The sequence below is a fragment of the Segatella copri genome (assembly GCF_019249765.2).
GTDB classification, from domain to species: Bacteria; Bacteroidota; Bacteroidia; order Bacteroidales; family Bacteroidaceae; genus Prevotella; species Prevotella copri_K.
On the sequence record NZ_CP152484.1, the window covers coordinates 1,593,534 to 1,610,896 of the forward strand.

14 protein-coding genes and 2 tRNA genes are annotated in these 17,363 nt (G+C 50.6%); 8 read left to right on the forward strand and 8 right to left on the reverse strand.

Annotated features, from left to right (window positions below):
• The first annotated feature begins 36 nt into the window (after positions 1-36).
• Together KUA46_RS07205 and KUA46_RS07210 are read left to right on the forward strand one after the other, a co-directional pair.
• A complete protein-coding gene (locus KUA46_RS07205) occupies positions 37-1,326 on the forward strand; it encodes a M64 family metallopeptidase (RefSeq protein ID WP_218486965.1) in 1,290 nt (429 codons plus the stop codon).
• Between the two features lie 24 nt (positions 1,327-1,350).
• Positions 1,351-1,833, forward strand: a complete 483-nt coding sequence (locus tag KUA46_RS07210) for a cytidine deaminase (RefSeq protein ID WP_153138430.1) — start codon at positions 1,351-1,353, stop codon at positions 1,831-1,833.
• Positions 1,834-2,137: 304 nt separating this feature from the next.
• Here KUA46_RS07210 and KUA46_RS07215 read toward each other — a convergent pair whose 3' ends face one another.
• From KUA46_RS07215 to spt, 7 genes are all read right to left on the reverse strand, one after another.
• The gene (locus KUA46_RS07215; protein WP_218486964.1) at positions 2,138-3,580 is read right to left on the reverse strand and encodes a right-handed parallel beta-helix repeat-containing protein; all 1,443 of its coding nucleotides are present in this window, start codon (positions 3,578-3,580) and stop codon (positions 2,138-2,140) included.
• A 42-nt stretch (positions 3,581-3,622) separates the two neighbouring features.
• Positions 3,623-4,315: an LrgB family protein gene (locus tag KUA46_RS07220; RefSeq protein ID WP_153092949.1), complete on the reverse strand. Its 693-nt coding sequence runs from the start codon at positions 4,313-4,315 to the stop codon at positions 3,623-3,625.
• Complete coding sequence (locus tag KUA46_RS07225) at positions 4,312-4,617, reverse strand: CidA/LrgA family protein (RefSeq protein ID WP_229775070.1); 306 nt, start codon at positions 4,615-4,617, stop codon at positions 4,312-4,314. The genes KUA46_RS07220 and KUA46_RS07225 overlap by 4 nt, the downstream gene beginning before the upstream one ends.
• Before the next feature lie 71 nt (positions 4,618-4,688).
• Positions 4,689-5,255 carry a cytidylate kinase family protein gene (locus KUA46_RS07230; RefSeq protein ID WP_153113424.1) on the reverse strand — a complete coding sequence of 189 codons (567 nt, stop codon included), beginning with the start codon at positions 5,253-5,255 and terminating at the stop codon, positions 4,689-4,691.
• 126 nt (positions 5,256-5,381) lie between these two features.
• Positions 5,382-5,455, reverse strand: a tRNA-Pro gene (locus KUA46_RS07235).
• Between the two features lie 37 nt (positions 5,456-5,492).
• Positions 5,493-5,566 (reverse strand) — tRNA-Pro (locus KUA46_RS07240).
• 304 nt (positions 5,567-5,870) lie between these two features.
• Positions 5,871-7,061 carry a serine palmitoyltransferase gene (gene spt / locus KUA46_RS07245; RefSeq protein ID WP_006849118.1) on the reverse strand — a complete coding sequence of 397 codons (1,191 nt, stop codon included), beginning with the start codon at positions 7,059-7,061 and terminating at the stop codon, positions 5,871-5,873.
• Between the two features lie 195 nt (positions 7,062-7,256).
• On the opposite strand from spt, the gene KUA46_RS07250 reads away from it, so the two are divergent.
• Complete coding sequence (locus KUA46_RS07250) at positions 7,257-8,297, forward strand: diacylglycerol/lipid kinase family protein (RefSeq protein ID WP_218486963.1); 1,041 nt, start codon at positions 7,257-7,259, stop codon at positions 8,295-8,297.
• 173 nt (positions 8,298-8,470) lie between these two features.
• Here the strand turns inward: KUA46_RS07250 and KUA46_RS07255 are convergent, their stop codons facing one another.
• Positions 8,471-9,214 (reverse strand): tRNA1(Val) (adenine(37)-N6)-methyltransferase, encoded by a 744-nt coding sequence (locus tag KUA46_RS07255; protein WP_218486962.1) that lies wholly within the window; start codon positions 9,212-9,214, stop codon positions 8,471-8,473.
• Positions 9,215-9,437: 223 nt separating this feature from the next.
• On the opposite strand from KUA46_RS07255, the gene lon reads away from it, so the two are divergent.
• Genes lon through KUA46_RS07280 form a run of 5 tightly spaced genes read left to right on the forward strand, consistent with a single transcriptional unit; the run spans position 9,438 to position 17,354 of the window.
• The gene (gene lon / locus KUA46_RS07260; RefSeq protein WP_218486961.1) at positions 9,438-11,903 is read left to right on the forward strand and encodes an endopeptidase La; all 2,466 of its coding nucleotides are present in this window, start codon (positions 9,438-9,440) and stop codon (positions 11,901-11,903) included.
• A gap of 2 nt (positions 11,904-11,905) precedes the next feature.
• Positions 11,906-13,033 carry a tRNA guanosine(34) transglycosylase Tgt gene (tgt, locus tag KUA46_RS07265; RefSeq protein ID WP_022121351.1) on the forward strand — a complete coding sequence of 376 codons (1,128 nt, stop codon included), beginning with the start codon at positions 11,906-11,908 and terminating at the stop codon, positions 13,031-13,033.
• 13 nt (positions 13,034-13,046) lie between these two features.
• Positions 13,047-14,288 carry an LptF/LptG family permease gene (locus KUA46_RS07270; protein ID WP_218486960.1) on the forward strand — a complete coding sequence of 414 codons (1,242 nt, stop codon included), beginning with the start codon at positions 13,047-13,049 and terminating at the stop codon, positions 14,286-14,288.
• A gap of 48 nt (positions 14,289-14,336) precedes the next feature.
• Positions 14,337-16,019, forward strand: coding sequence for a DEAD/DEAH box helicase (locus tag KUA46_RS07275; RefSeq protein ID WP_218486959.1), 1,683 nt, complete (start codon positions 14,337-14,339; stop codon positions 16,017-16,019).
• Between the two features lie 33 nt (positions 16,020-16,052).
• Positions 16,053-17,354 carry a ComEC/Rec2 family competence protein gene (locus tag KUA46_RS07280; RefSeq protein WP_218486958.1) on the forward strand — a complete coding sequence of 434 codons (1,302 nt, stop codon included), beginning with the start codon at positions 16,053-16,055 and terminating at the stop codon, positions 17,352-17,354.
• The last annotated feature ends 9 nt before the right edge of the window (positions 17,355-17,363 follow it).

The window sequence follows — 17,363 nt, forward strand, 5'->3', positions numbered from 1 at the left end:
ATGTGAATGTGAATGTGAATTTTAAATGAAAATACAATGAAGAGAATGATATTATCCCTCGCCACCATGGCGATACTGATGGCGCCCGGCACAATAAAGGCGCAAAACTTTGACGACTATTTCACAGACAAGACGCTGCGGGTAGACTATACCTTTGCCGGCAACCAGAAGCAGCAGATGATAGCCGTAGACGAACTCAACGTAATGCCACGCTGGTACGGCAAACGGCAGCGACTGGCCGAACTCCCGGTAGAGGGCAACGGACAGATAACCGTACGCGACCACCGCTCGGGCAAAATCATCTACCGCAACTCCTTCTCCACCCTCTTCCAGGAATGGCTCTCCTATCCTGAGGCAGAGAAGAACACGCAGAGTTTCGAGAACGTATTCCTCGTTCCGATGCCGAAAGATACCGTAGACATCACCCTCGACCTGCGCAACAACCGCCGCGAGATAACCACCACGCTCACCCACCAGGTAGCGCCGAAAGACATTCTGATTCATCAGAAAGGCAACAAGCCTACACCATACGTCACCCTGCAGCAGGCTGCCGACACCACCCGATGCATCCACATCGCATACGTGGCTGAAGGCTATACCGATGCAGAGATGCCTGTCTTTCTGAAAGATGCGCAGGAGGCTACAGAGGCCATCTTCGCCCACGAACCCTTCAAGAGCATGAGAGATCGCTTCAACATCGTAGCCGTAAAATCGCCATCCAAGCAGAGCGGACCTAGCATCCCAGCCCAGGGCATCTGGCACGAGACCGCCCTCAGCTCTCATTTCGACACCTTCTACAGCGACCGCTACCTTACCACCCTGCATCTCAAAGACCTGCACAACTGGCTGGCAGGTACCCCTTACGAGCACATCATCGTGCTGGTAAATTCGGATAAGTATGGCGGTGGCGGCATCCTCAATTCATACAATCTCACCACCTGCCACCAGAAATGGTTCAAGCCGGTAGTGGTGCATGAGTTTGGCCATTCCTTTGCCGGACTTGCCGATGAATACGCCTACGAGCAGGAGCAGATACCGATGTATCCTCACGATGTAGAGCCTTGGGAGAAGAACATCACTACCCTTGCCGATTTCCACGGAAAATGGGAGAACATGATAGACAAGAAGACCAAGATTCCTACTCCGCTCTCAAAGAAAGAGAAGGAGGCGGTGAGCAAGGTGGGTGTCTTCGAAGGTGCCGGATACAGCGTGAAGGGCGTTTACCGCGGTGTGCAGGACTGCCGTATGCGCATCAACGAAACGCCGGAATTCTGTGCTGTATGCAAGAAGGCGCTGCAGGACATCATCGACTTCTATACGAAATAAAGAAATCATAAAAACATTATCTCTATGAAAGAGCAAACCCTAAACATCAGATACATGGTGGCTCAGCTCTCAGAGTTGAGCCAGCAGGAGCAGGAGCTCGTAAACAGGGCAAAGGCTGCCACCAGCAATGCGTATGCTAACTACAGCCACTTCTATGTGGGAGCAGCCCTGCTCTTGGGCGACGGCAGAATAGTGATTGGAGCCAACCAGGAGAACGCCGCCTTCCCGTCGGGACTCTGTGCCGAGCGCAGCGCCATCTTCGGTGCCCAGAGCAACTATCCCGACCAGCCTATCCTGACGCTCGCCATCGCTGCGAGAAACGGGAATGGTTTCCTCAAGTCGCCTATCTCGCCATGCGGAGCCTGCCGCCAGGTGATACTGGAGATGGAAGACCGCTACCAGCGCCCCGTTCGCATCCTGCTCTATGGCGAGAACGGCATCTACTGCTTCGACAGCATCAAAGACCTTCTCCCCTTCTGCTTCGTAGATTCGAACATGAAGGAATAAGATTCGTAGATTCGAACATGAAGGAATAAGAAAGGTAAAGAACCAAAGTTCAAGAAGCAGCACGCCCTGAAAGGGCAGAAGCTCCTAGCCCAGGGCAGCGCCCTGGGTGTAATAGCAATCAGCAAGTCGCCCTGTAAGGGCAAAAGCTTTATTAATTCCGGTATTTTAAAGCTTTTGCCCTTACAGGGCGACAGGTTTGCGTCCGTAATTACCCAGGGCGATGCCCTGGGCTAGGAGCTTCTGCCCTTTCAGGGCGTGTGGCGAAAAAATTCGAAAGTTCAGTCATTATTTCGCCTTATAATCATTATTCCTCCTTATACTCAAAGCATCCTGCGGCAGGCTGCTCTTTCTTTCTCGGCAAACCATCACGGTCGGTTGCAGGCAGGGTTTCGGCATCTGCCTTACCTATTGCTGCCGACTCCTTGCGCAGATGGAAATCATACTTCAGATTGTCGGTGTCGAAAAGGCGGAAATGCTTCTCGGCAAACACCGTCGTATCCTTGATGTCCTCATAAACCACATGGGTGAACTTCAGACTGTCGTCGGTCTCCAGCTTCTCCGTGCGCAACACACAATGGTCGAAGAGGAAATTGAAGGCATCCTCCTTTTTCGGAGCCTCCCAGACCACCTCATCATCATGATAGCCCGTTACGAGCGAATTTCTCACCTCGAAACGAGGCAGCGGAGAGGCAAAACCGATGGCAGACTCGCGGCGCCCGTCAAACGGATAGAACTGGGCTATGGTGCAGCCGTTTACCTCAACATCGCCACCCTCTACATAGAGCGGATGGTTCAGACAGTTGGTTATCTGCGAGTTATAAATCTGCACCTTGGCAGAATCAACCCTCACACCGTAGCCCTGACTGTTATGAATCGTAGCGTTCTCGATAAGCAGTTTCTGCTTCGTAGCATCGCCCGGTTCTATCATCACTGCATCATAGGTACTATGAATATCAGCAAACGAAATCCTGCAGTCATGAGCCGAAGACATCAGTCTGATTCCCTGCCATTGTCCCGGTGTGCGGTCATAAGGCAGATAATCGAACATGTGGTCCAGTCGGTCGCCCCGCATCACCACTTCCCTGTTCTTTTCGCCCTCAATCTTCAGCGACCCGAACACCTGCAAACCCGCATTCTCGTGGAAATAGAGTTGGGTGCCCGGAGCAATGGTCAGCGTAGCCGCCTCATCAACCCTGATGCCCCCATAAACCACTACCGGCAGCGTGCTCTCCAGCAGCTGGTCCTGCTTCACCTCAAGCGAATTGAGTTTCATCGCATCCCATGAAAACGCCCTCAGGTTCACCTTCTGCTCCACGCCACTTTCCAGCGCAAACACCAGGTTGTCGCTCACCAGCTGCGGCTCTTCGCTGTTTTGCATCGCCGAAGTCAGTTCTACGAACACACGTATGCTGTCACCCTTCCTGATCTCCACATTCTGCGTCTGGAATCCCGCTTCGGTGCCCAGATAAGAGCCGTCAACATTCACCCGGTAGCCCTTCTGGTTACCATTTTCCAGCCGCACCGACTGGCAGCGCAGAGCCTTGCCCGTACGGTTGTAAACCCAGAAGCTTCGGGTAGGCGTAGGCACATTCGAGAAGGTGGTGTCCATCTTCAGCGTATCTACCGAAAACGAGAGCACATCTCCCCTCGACGTTGAGAAACTCTCATCGTCGGCACAACTGGCAAGCAAGGCGCTCATCGCCATCCCTACACCCATTATATACAAAAATCCCTTTTTCCGTTTCATATCTATAAAAACGGAAAAAGGGAAATATTATTGTATCTGTCTCTACATAAACAGAGCAAAGATGGATGAGCCTACAACCGTCATCACACCGCAAACCACGATGCTCAGACTGCTCATGGCTCCCTCTATGGTACCCATTTCCATCGCCTTTGCCGTACCCAGCGCATGGGAAGAACAGCCGATGGCAATACCTTTGGCAATAGGCTCCTTGATGGAGAGAAGCTTCAGGAATTTCTCGGCGAAGATGTTGCCCAGCACACCCGTTACGATGATGACAACCACCGAAACCGAAACATGACCGCCCAATTCCTCAGAAACGCCGATACCGATGGCGGTAGTGATGCTCTTAGGCAGGAAGGTAACGTAGGACGCATGGTCGAAATGGAAGATGAGGGCGAGAATGAGCACGGAGCAGAGACTCGCCAGCACGCCCGAAACAATACCTATCAGCACAGCCCGATAATTCTTCTTCAGAAGCTCAACCTGCTGATAAAGCGGCACAGCCAGACAGATGGTGGCTGGTGTGAGCAGATAGCTGATGCTGTTGGCGCCCGCCGAATAGGTCTTGTAATCTACGCCCGTCAGCAGGAGCGTGATGATGACAAGGATGATGGAGATGAGCAGCGGGTTCATCAGCGACCATCCCGTCTTCAGCTTCAGCAGCATGCCTATGCCGTAGGCAGCCAGACTGATGAGAACGCCGAAGAAAACCGAATCCTGGAACAACTGGTTCATTTCTTCGCCTCCTTTCCTTTTCTGATTACCAACTGCGTAATCCAGCCCGAAGCACCCATCACGACGAAGGTGCTGACCACCGTAACTACGATATACTGGAACCATGCATTACCGATATCCTGCCAGGAATCAATCAGTCCTACGGCAGCCGGAATAAACATCACGGGCATGATAGCAATGAGGAAACTGCTGGTTTCGCGGATATGCTTCACCTTGATCAGTTTTGTTTCCAGCGCAAGGAAGAGCAGGATGATGCCATAGATGCTTGCCGGAATAGGCAATGGCAGCAAAAAATGGAGCAATTCCCCAGCAAAGGAGAACGCTATGATTATCAAAAATTGAATTAAAAACTTCATGTTGAATTACTTTGAATTTATATCAAGCTAACGTACTGCTCAATGAGGCTTGCCGTCTCTTCTACGCCCAGGCGCACAGTATCCAGGCAGATGTCGTAATCATCGGCATTTCCCCAGGTAAGGTCTGTATAATACTTATGATAAGCCACTCTGCAATCCTCGGTGTGCTCCACAAACTCCTCAGCCTCCTCATACGAAAAGCCCTTCTCCTCCTGAATTCCCTTGATGCGAGCCTCCAGATTGCCGCTCAGGAAAACAGAAATCAGGTCTTTGCGCTCGCGAAAGATATAGTTGCCGCAACGGCCGATGATGATACAGTCTTCATCGCCTATCATATCGGCAAGTGTACGGAGCGGTTTTTCTGTCAGCGACCTCTGCGTTTCGCCAAGCGACGACATCGAGAAGAGCAGTTCATCTACCGGCCGCTCATCGAAGAAAGCCTCCATCTCGTCGAGCACTCCTCTCTGTTCAGCCATTTCCATCAAATTCTTACGGGTATAAAAAGGAATACCATACTTTTCGGCGAGCAGCTTGCCCACGCGAATAGCGCCACATCCACACTGGCGCGCTATCGTAATAATCATAAATCTATAAAATTAAAACGTATATAATAATTACTCTGTTGCGTTATCCCCCTCCAGCCCATTCTGGGCGGGAGTTTTATATAGCAAAAAAGCTAAGAAGATTTGACTCTTCTTAGCTTTCTTGTGTCGGGGCGACAGGATTCGAACCTGCGACCACCTGTTCCCAAAACAGGAGCGCTACCGGGCTGCGCTACACCCCGCTTGTGCTTTGCTAAAGGTTTGAGTGAGAGAAAATAGTCGGGGCGACAGGATTCGAACCTGCGACCACCTGTTCCCAAAACAGGAGCGCTACCGGGCTGCGCTACACCCCGCTTACTCATCTCTACGATACCTCTTAAGCATTGCTTTAAGCATCATTTCTGAATTGCGAGTGCAAAGGTACTACATTTTTTCGATTCCACCAAATTTTTCCCTAACTTTTTTCAAAAAAATATGCATTTAAATGCAAAATGGCTGGGAAACAGGCAAAAAATAAGGGCAACCCCTATCCGGAATTGCCCTTATACCTTATTATATATAGTAGCGGCAAAGAACCGCAACCATACTTGCTAAACTTTTAAATCAGAAACCGGCTGCCCGAATCCGTAAAAACCGAGAAGACCGGCAAATCTGATTTTACTTGATGATTCCCTCTTCTACGAAAATCTTCTTCAAGATCTGGACAGCCTGCTCAACCTGCTCTCTTGTATGAGTAGCCATGAGTGCGAAACGTACCAATGTATCCTGAGGAGCACAAGCTGGAGGAATAACAGGGTTGATGAACACACCTGCATCGTAAGCCATCTTGGTAACAACGAATGTCTTCTCAGCATCGCGTACATAGAGAGGAATGATAGGACTCTCTGTCTCGCCAATCTCGAAACCTTCCTCGCGGAAACGCTTCAAGGCATAGTTGGTTACATCCCAGAGATTCTCGAAACGCTCTGGCTCATTCTGAATGATGTGGAGAGCCTCGAGAGCTGCTGCTGTGGCAGCTGGAGTGTTAGAAGCGCTGAAGATGTAAGTACGGCAGTTGTGACGGAGGAAGTTGATAGTATCCTTGTCTGATGCGATGAAACCGCCGATAGAAGCCAGACTCTTAGAGAATGTACCCATGATGAGGTCTACCTCGTCGGTCAGACCGAAGTGGTCGCATACACCACGACCCTGCTTGCCGAATACGCCAAGACCATGAGCCTCATCTACCATGATAGAGCAGTTGTACTTATGCTTGAGCTTAACGATTTCAGGCAAATTAGCCAGGTCGCCCTCCATAGAGAACACACCGTCAACAACGATGAGCTTGATAGCCTCCTCAGGGAGCTTAGAGAGCACGCGCTCCAAATCTTCCATATCGTTGTGCTTGTAGTGAAGCTGGGTAGCGAATGAGAGGCGGCGGCCATCTACGATACTTGCGTGGTCGCGGTCATCGCAGATAATATAGTCGTTACGACCTACTACGCAAGCCAAGACACCCTGGTTTACAGAGAATCCTGTAGAGAAACACAAAGTTTCATCCTTGCCCATAAACTCAGCAAGCTCCTTTTCGAGCTGCACGTGCAAATCGAGCGTACCATTGAGGAAACGGCTTCCTGCACAACCAGAACCATACTTGTCGAGCGCAGCCTTTGCAGCATCAATAACACGCTGGTCGTTAGTCAAACCCTGATAAGCATTAGAACCGAACATCAGAATCTTATGACCATCGATGTCGGTTACCTCTGTCATCTGCTTACTTGTGATCTCACGGAAATATGGATACACACCGGCAGCCATATACTTCTGAGGTTCACGATAATTCTTGTATCTTTCTTGTAATTGTCCCATTATTAATAGGTGTACTTTATTTTCTTTTTTTATACTTTTCTAACTTTCAGGGTGCAAAGATACAAAAAAGAACTCAATAAACGGCTTTTTTTATAAGAAAGTTTACTTTTATAGTTTTTTTAATCGATATTTCTTGTTATTTTGGGTATTTTTATTACTTTTGTAGCCTAAATTTTACAAACTCTTGACTATATAATGAAGAAAAAGATACTTTTCATCATGAATCCGATTTCAGGAACAGCCAGCAAGGCGGCAGTTCCCAGTCTGATAGATTCTGTTTTGGACAAAGAGCTTTTTGAGTACGAGATAAGAATGACTGAAAGAGCTGGGCACGCTTCGGAAATTGCTACCGAAGCGAAGGACAACCATGTAGATGTGGTTGTGGCGGTTGGTGGTGACGGAACCGTCAACGAGGTGGCCCGCTCACTGGTTCACTCCGATACTGCCCTCGGCATTCTGCCTTGCGGTTCGGGCAACGGACTGGCAAGACATCTGCTGCTCCCGATGAACCTGAAGAAATGCATAGAGGTCATCAACCAATGCCAGATTAGAGATTTGGATTATGGTGTCATCAACGACCACCCGTTCTTCTGCACCTGCGGCATGGGCTTTGACGCTTTCGTCAGCATGAAGTTTGCCGAGAGCGGCAAGCGTGGTCCTATCACTTATGCTGAAAATATCCTGCGCGAGGGATTGAAGTATAAGCCTGAGACGTACACGCTGGAGGACGAGACGGGCACCAAGCAGTATAAGGCGTTCCTCATTTCCTGTGCCAACGCATCTCAGTATGGCAACAATGCCTATATTGCCCCTCAAGCATCCATGAGCGATGGTTTGATGGATGTCGTCATCATGGAACCATTCGATGTCATCGAGGCGCCTCAGGTAAGTTTCGACATGTTCAACAAGACGTTGGACAAGAACTCGAAGATCAAGTCGTTCCGCTGCAAGAAGCTCCATATCACCCGCAGTCAGCCAGGCGTAATCCATTATGATGGCGACCCTGTGATGACGGGTGCAGAGATTGATGTTCACCTGGAAGAAAAGGGAATCAAGATGGTGGTGAACCCATTTGCCAACAAGAACGACCGCAAGCCGAACATGATTCAGTCTGCCTTTGCCGATTTCTTCAACGACATCAATGCCGTGCGCGATGATATTCATAAAGACATCCAGCGCCAGAGCAAAAGAGTAGAAGCTATCAGCAAACTGGTACAGAAGAAGCTGAACCTTTGAGGGAATGTTGAGTGTTGAATGTTGAATGTTGAATGTTGAATGTTGAGTGTTGAGTGTTGAGTGTTGAGTGTTGCCCCCAATCCATTCAACATTCAACATTCAACACTCAACACTCCCTCTAAATTCAACATTCAACATTCAACACTCAACATTCCCCTATCCATTCAACACTCCTAGAAAAGGTAAAATTCTTCCGTTATTTTCCTATACCATTCCGAGCGGTTTCCCTGCGAATCCATCATCGTTTCAACATACTCTTCATAAGGCGAAATACGATGTTTGGCAAAACTCAGCATAAAGCGCTTGGGCTGCTTGCGCTCTACCGTCTTTACACCACACTTCCGTATAAGATAAAAGCCTAATATACAAGACTCTGCAACAAACTGCTCCACTACTTCTACGGGAACAATTGCAGAGAAAACACCGTCATCAGAAAGCAGCCGTTTTACCCCCGCAAACAAATCGCGGAACGGAAGGCTGTCCGTATGTCTCGCCATCGCCCTCTTACTGTCCGGATTTTTCAAGCTATCTACAAAGAACGGAGGATTGCTCACTATCGCATCAAAAACACCGGCAGCCTTCAAACCTTCAGCAGTTCCAGAAGCCTCAGCAGCTTCCGAAGTTCCCCCGAAATCCTGCAGTCTGCAGCATTCTATTTCCACCCTGTCGCGAAACGGACTTGCCATCACATTCTCCCTCGCCTGTCCGCAGGCATCAGCATCCATATCAATCCCCACTACCTCAGCTTCAGGAAAACGCTGCGCCATCATGAGCGAAATCAGTCCCGTTCCGGAACCAATGTCCAGAATCCGCCTGCCACCTTGCGCCCATGCACCCAGCAAAACGCCGTCAGTTCCCACTTTCATGGCACAACGGTCTTGCTCTATCTCAAACTGTTTAAATCGAAAATTACCCATAAATTCTTCTGTCTCTTTACAGAAGAAAACGAATGCGCCGCCAATTTATTTTATCGCAAGCAGCAGAAATTGCCACTTCCACCTGCAAAAGCAGCTACTCACATCTATAAAAACGGGTACTAATATATAGAAAAAGCAATTTTATTATTAAATAATCTATCATCTTCCACGATATTTCATAAAAAATGAGTACCTTTGCACGGAAAATAGAAATCATAACAAAATGGATAATAGAAGAACAAGTACCCGAATACAAATGATTGCAGATTACGAGGGCGACCCGAAAACCCTGATCGAAGACCAGGAAGAAGGCTTGTACCCTACCCTCTGCATGCGAGATATTGTAGTTTTCCCTACCAACATGACCCCTATCGTTGTGGGCAGAAAGGAAAGTCTGAATCTCGTCCGGATGCTGGAAAAGAAACCAGACACCATATTCTGCGTATTCTGCCAGAAGAACAAAGATACAGAATCGCCCTACGAAGAAGACCTCTACCCTGTAGGTGTCTTCGCCAAACTCATCAAGGTGATCAAGATGCCTGGCACAGAGCAGATGAGCATCATCATCCAGGGTCTGGGCAGATGTCAGATGAAACATCTCGTTCAAAAAGAGCCTTACACAGTAATTGACGTAAAAAGTCTTCCGGAGAAATGGCCTGACGAGAACAACGATGAACTCTTCAGAATGCTCTACGAGAACTTCCATTACGAAGCGACAGACTATATCAAATCAAGCGCCAACTATTCTGATGATGCTATCCAGGCAATCAATGAACTGTCGAGCATTCACATGCAGTGCAACTTCATGTGCTCCCTCCTTCCTTTCAGCATCGAGGATAAAATCAAGATGCTGAAAGAGGAAAAGCTCAGCGAGCGCATCATGATTGCCATCAGATCCCTGAACAAGGTGCGCCATCTGCTACGCATCCAGACTGAGATTGAGAACAAAACCCACTACGACCTCGATGAACAGCAGAAGGAATACTTCCTCAAGCAGCAGATTAAGAACATCAGGGAAGAACTGGGAGAAGGCAACGCCAGTCCGGAGAAGAAGGAGATTCTGGAGAAGGCGAAAACGAAGAACTGGAGCGAAGAAACTGCCAAAATCTTCAAGAAAGAAATTGCCAAGCTCGACACCCTGAACCCGCAGAGCCCTGACTATTCGATACAGATAGGATTCCTGCAGACCATGGTAGATTTGCCTTGGAACTCCTACACCCTGGACGACCTCAGTCTGACCCGTGCCAAGCGCATTCTGAACCACGACCACTACGGCATGGAGAATGTGAAAGAGCGCATCCTGGAATTCCTCGCCGTAAGAGCGCTGAACGGCGGCGGCAAGAGTCCTATCCTCTGCCTCTACGGTCCTCCGGGCGTAGGAAAGACCAGTCTGGGCAAGAGCATCGCAGCAGCCATGAAGCGCAAGTATGTACGCATGTCGCTGGGCGGTCTGCACGATGAAGCCGAAATCCGCGGTCACCGCCGCACCTATGTGGGAGCCATGCCGGGCCGCATCATCAAGAACATGCTGAAGGCAGGCAGCAGCAATCCGGTCTTCATCCTCGACGAGATTGACAAGGTGGCGCAGAGCAATTTCAACGGCGACCCTGCATCAGCCCTGCTCGAAGTGCTGGACCCGGAACAGAACAATGCCTTCCACGACAACTATCTCGATATGGATTACGACCTCTCCAAGGTGCTCTTCATCGCCACAGCCAATGACCTGAGCGTCATTCCGCGTCCGCTCCTCGACCGTATGGAGCTGATAGAAGTAGGCGGCTACATCACCGAAGAGAAGACAGAGATTGCCAAGCGCCATCTCGTACCGGAAGAGCTGGAAAGCACCGGACTCGACAAGGTTTCGCCGAAGGTAAGCTTCAACAAGAATGCCCTCGAGTTCATCATCGAGCACTATACCCGTGAGAGCGGCGTAAGACAGTTGAAGAAGCAGATTGACAAGAGTCTGCGAAAGATGGCTTACAAACTTGCCTGCAACCAGGAGCTGAAGAACTACACCATCACCCCTGCCGAAGTAAAAGACCTGCTGGGCAATCCGCCGTTCAACCGCGACATCTACCAGGGCAACGACTATGCAGGAGTGGTAACCGGACTGGCCTGGACCTCAGTGGGCGGCGAAATCCTCTACATCGAAACCTCGCTCAGCAAGGGCAAGGCAGGCAAGCTCACCCTGACCGGAAACCTGGGCGACGTGATGAAGGAATCAGCCATTATCGCACTGGAATACGTCAAGTCGCACATCGACCTGCTGCAGGTAGACTACCGCATCTTCGAGCAGTGGAACATCCACATCCACGTGCCTGAGGGAGCCACCCCGAAAGACGGTCCTTCTGCCGGAATCACCATCGCCACCAGCATCGCCTCAGCCATCACCCAGCGCAAGGTGCGTGCCAACACAGCCATGACCGGCGAGATAACCCTCCGCGGCAAAGTGCTCCCGGTAGGCGGAATCAAGGAGAAGATTCTGGCAGCCAAGCGGGCAGGAATCAAGCACATCGTGATGTGCAGGGAGAACCAGAAAAACGTAGAGGAAATACCGGAGAAATATCTCAAGGGCGTAGACTTCCACTATGTAGAGAATGTGGCTGACGTCTGGCAGTTCGCGCTGACCGACGAGAAGGTGAAAAACCCTACAGACTTCAGCATTGAGGAAAATGATAAAAAAGAATAGAAATGAAATTTGAATTACAAGTAACAGATAAAGCAAGCGATGCGCGTACAGGCATCATCACCACCGACCACGGACAGATCAAGACCCCAATCTTCATGCCCGTAGGAACCGTAGGAAGCGTGAAGGGCGTCCACTTCGAGGAACTCAAGAAGCAGGTCATGGCACAGATTATCCTCGGAAATACCTATCACCTCTACCTGCGCCCAGGTCTTGACGTCATCAGGGCAGCAGGCGGACTGCACAAGTTCAACGGCTGGGACCGTCCTATCCTCACCGACAGCGGCGGCTTCCAGGTCTTCTCGCTCACCGGCATCCGCAAGCTCAAGGAAGAAGGCTGCGAGTTCCGCTCCCACATCGATGGCAGCAAGCACTTCTTCACACCGGAGAACGTGATGGACACCGAGCGCGTCATCGGAGCCGACATCATGATGGCCTTCGATGAATGTCCACCGGGACAGAGCGATTACCAGTACGCCAAGAACAGCCTCATGCTCACCCAGCGCTGGCTAGACCGCTGCATCAAGCGGTTCAACGAAACCGAGCCCCTCTACGGCTATCAGCAGAGCCTCTTCCCTATCGTTCAGGGCTGCACCTTCCCGGACCTGCGCCGCGAAGCTGCCAAATACATTGCCGACAAGGGAGCCGACGGAAATGCCATCGGCGGACTTGCCGTAGGAGAGCCTACCGAGGTGATGTATGAGATGATAGAAGTAGTGAACGAAATCCTGCCGAAAGACAAGCCGAGATATCTGATGGGCGTAGGAACCCCGCAGAACATCCTCGAAGCCATCGAGCGCGGCGTAGACATGTTCGACTGCGTAATGCCGACCCGCAACGGCCGCAACGCCATGCTCTTCACCTATCAGGGCACGATGAACATGCGCAACAAGAAGTGGGAGAAAGACTTCAGTCCGGTAGATCCAGACGGCTGCGACATCGACCTCGTAACCACGAAGGCCTACCTCCACCACCTCTTCAAGGCACAGGAGCTGCTGGCGATGCAGATAGCCAGCATCCACAACCTCTCTTTCTATCTGCGCCTCGTGACCGATGCCCGCCATCATATCGAGCAGGGCGATTTCGTGGCATGGAAGAATTCCATCATCGACCAGCTTGGCCGAAGAATTTAAGTAAGCAAGCATCATGAAAGATTTTAAGAAAATAAGAAAACACCGCCGGCTCTACCGCACCGGCCGATGGGCTTCCCGCAAGTTCGGGTGGCTCATCAGGGCTGTGCGCTGGCTGGCTCACAAGCTCCGGTTCCTGCGCATTTTCAGGTTTCTCAACCCGTTCAGGTACATCAAGAAGCTCGACTGGTACATTATCAAGAAGTTTCTGGGCTACTATTTCTTCTCCATCGCCCTGATCATCTCCATCGCCATCGTCTTCGACTTCAACGAGAACCTGTCAAAATTCACAGAGCACCATGCACCGGCGCGCGCAATCATCTTCGATTACTACGCCAACTTCGTGCCCTATTTTGCCAACCTCTTCAGTGCGCTGTTCGTGTTCGTGGCGGTCATTCTCTTCACCACCAAGCTGGCAAGCAATTCCGAAATCATCGCCATCCTGGCGTCGGGAGTATCCTTCAAGCGTCTCCTCCGCCCATACATGATTACCTGCGTGCTGCTCTCAGCCCTCTCCTTCGGGCTCTCAGCCTACGTCATTCCCCACGGAACCGTCATCAGGCAGAACTTCGAGACGATGTACAAGAACAAGAAGAAGAATACCAGTGCCGAGAATGTACAGCTGCAGGTAGACAAGGGAGTGATTGCCTATATGCAGCATTACGACAACAGCATGAAACGCGGCTACGGATTCTGTCTCGACAAGTTCCAGGACAAGAAACTCGTAAGCCACCTTACAGCGATGGACATCCAGTACGACACCATTTCCGACAGCAAGTATCACTGGCAACTGAGCAACTGGAAAATCCGCAAGCTCCAGGGCATGAAGGAGCATATTACGAGCGGAGCCCAGAAGGACACCATCATCATGATGGAACCTACCGACCTGGTCTATTCCAAAGGTCAGCAGGAAACCTTCACCAGTCCTGAGCTCCGTGATTACATCTCCAAGCAGATTAACCGCGGTTCGGGCAACGTGGTGCAGTACGAGGTAGAATACCACAAGCGCATCGCCTCTTCCTTCGCCTCGTTCATCCTCACCATCATCGGTGTCTCCCTCTCAGCCCGCAAGCGCAAGGGCGGCATGGGAGCAGCATTGGGCGTTGGTCTTGCGCTGAGTTTCGGCTACATCATGCTGCAGACGGTTTCTGCCACCTTCGCCATCCAGGCCAATTTCCCGTCTGTTCTGGCAGCGTGGCTTCCAAACTTCCTCTTCGCCATCGTAGCCTACTTCTGCTACCGCAAGGCACCGAGGTAAAAAGTCAACATTCAACATTCAACATTCAACATTCAACATTAAAAAAAAATGTATTTCGACGAATTAGATTTAAACGACAACGTGCTCGACGCATTATATGACATGCGTTTCGACACATGCACTCCAGTACAGGAAAAGTGCATTCCAGAGATATTAGAAGGTCACGATGTATTGGGCGTAGCCCAGACCGGAACCGGCAAAACCGCAGCCTATCTGCTGCCAGTATTGAGCAAGCTCGATGACGGCGGTTATCCTAAAGACGCCATCAACTGCGTCATCATGTCACCAACCCGCGAGCTCGCCCAGCAGATAGACCAGGCGATGCAAGGCTTCGGCTATTACCTGCAGGGCGTGAGCAGCGTAGCCGTATACGGCGGCAACGACGGCAACCGTTACGATCAGGAGTTGCGCAGCCTCCGCATGGGCGCCGATGTAGTCATCGCCACCCCGGGCCGCCTCATCTCCCATATCTCTCTGGGCAATGTAGACCTCAGCAAGGTAAGCTTCTTCATTCTCGACGAGGCCGACCGCATGCTCGACATGGGTTTCTCAGAAGACATCAAGACCATCGCGGCAAAACTGCCAAAGACCTGCCAGACCATCATGTTCTCGGCAACCATGCCTGAGAAGATAGAAGAACTGGCTAAGACCCTGCTCAAGAATCCGGTAGAAATCAAACTTGCAGTCAGCAAGCCAGCCGAGAAAATCAAGCAGGAAGCATACGTATGCTACGAAACCCAGAAGATGACCATCATCAAGGACATCTTCAAGGCAGGCGACCTGAAGCGCGTCATCGTCTTCAGCGGCAGCAAATTCAAGGTGAAGCAACTCGCAGCTTCCCTCCAGCAGATTGGAGTAAACTGCGGAGCCATGCACAGCGACCTGGAACAGGCTGAGCGCGATGATGTGATGTTCAAGTTCAAGAGCGGACAGTATGATGTTCTCGTAGCTACCGATATTGTGGCGCGCGGAATCGACATCGATGATATTGAGATGGTCATCAATTACGATGTTCCTCACGATACAGAAGATTACGTTCACCGCATCGGCCGTACAGCCCGTGCCAACCGCGATGGTAGAGCCATCACCTTCGTGAGCGAAGAAGACCAGTACTGGTTCCAGCAGATAGAGAAGTTCCTGGAGAAGGTGGTAGACAAGATGCCTCTCCCTGAGGGATGCGGCGAAGGTCCTGAATACATCAAGCTCAACAAGCCGAAGAAGAAAGGCGCAAACGGAAGAAACAACAGACGCGGTAACGGCGGAAACGGCGAGGCCGGAAAGAACAGCGCCAAGAACCGCCGACAGAAAGACCGCGACCAGACTTCTCACAAGCGCAAGCCAAACAAGCCAAACGAGCGTCAGGAAAAAGCGCCACGCAGCAACGAGCAGCAGCCACAGCAGGGCAACAGGCAGCAGAACGCAAAGCAGCAGCCTCAGCAGGGCAACAGGCAGCAGAACGCAAAGCAGCAGAACAGAAAGCCAGCCCAGCCAGGCGAGCAGCCAAAGAACAGCAACAGCCAGAAGCGCCGCAATAACAGCAATAACAGCAACCAGCAGCGCCCAGGCAACGAGAACAATGTTCGCCCAGGCAGCAACGGCCGTGGCAGAGGCGTAGCCCAGAAAAAGGGCGACAAGCCGGCTGCACGCAAGCACACTCCTATCGTAAATCCACAGAAGCAAGAAAACGCTGTGAAGAAATTCATCAAGCGCATCTTCGGATTCAAGAAATAGGAAATAAATTATCTTTTAAAAAAGGAAAGAGGAATGATGAAAGAGCTACCCCTCACCCCGCTCATGACCATCAGCCTCACACTGACGATCGGAATCATCATAGCCAAATGGGGCTATGATGATTTCAACATGCGCTTCTGGCTCATCATCTCCATCATTTCATGCGCCCTTGGCAGCATCATCTTTTTCCTTACTGAGTTCTTAAACCAAAAAGCTTACTTCTGCAGGAGCCACCAGTTTCTCATCTTCTCCCAATGCGTGATGATTCATTTATGCATCCTGAGCCTTGGGGCTTTTCTTACCTGTAAGCAAATAACTGATTCTCAAACCTCTACACAACTGAAAAACTGGCAGGAACTGTCTTACCTCACACGGGCAAAAATCAATACCGAACGCTATAAAAGCAATATTGAAAGCAAACTGGTTTCCCTTCACGTAAAACAGCAAGACTATGCAGTCATCGCAGCCATGGCGCTGGGCGACAAGAGCGCACTCGACTCGAACACCCGAAACAGTTACTCCATTTCCGGAGCCAGTCACATCCTGGCAGTAAGCGGACTTCATATAGGCATTATCTTCCAGCTTTTCATCTTTCTGCTAGGCGGCAGAAAGTACTCAGTTTACACCATCATCCTGTCCCTCATCTCCATCTGGACCTACGTTTTCCTCATAGGATTGCCGGCAAGTGCAGTCCGTGCAGCCATCATGCTTTCAGCCTACAGCTTAAGTTTAGCTTTCCATCGTACCGGTCTGCCGCTCAACACCTTAGCCTCAGCTTATATATTTATGCTCTTCATCAGTCCGCTCTACCTTTTCGAGTTGAGTTTCCAGCTTTCGTTCCTGGCCGTAGCCTCCATTCTGCTGTTCTTCACACCCCTTTACACCCTCCTCTCCATCCGCAGCCGTTTCATCCGTTGGGCATGGGGACTCCTTTGCGTTTCACTGGCAGCCCAGATAGGAACCCTTCCGGTCATCGTCTACACCTTCGGCAGAATATCGTGCTATTCACTTCTCACCAATTACATCGCCATTCCCGCAGCAACCCTCATCCTATATCTTGGAGCAGCATTAATCCTGTTCTCCCCACTCACGTTATGGGCGCCCATAGCACCGGTTGTCGCCCCACTCATCAGCCTTACATCAGGCGCCCTGACCAGCATCACCCAGTTTTTGAATACAGCCATAAAACTGATCAGCATGCTGCCTGGAGCAAGCATCGAAAACGTAAGAATCAGTCTGCCTCAGGTAATCGGTCTCTACGCTATCATCCTGCTCATTTATGCCCTATGGCGCAGGATAGATAAACAGAAGTCCTCAGAATGCAAGATTCCCTAAAACGGAGAT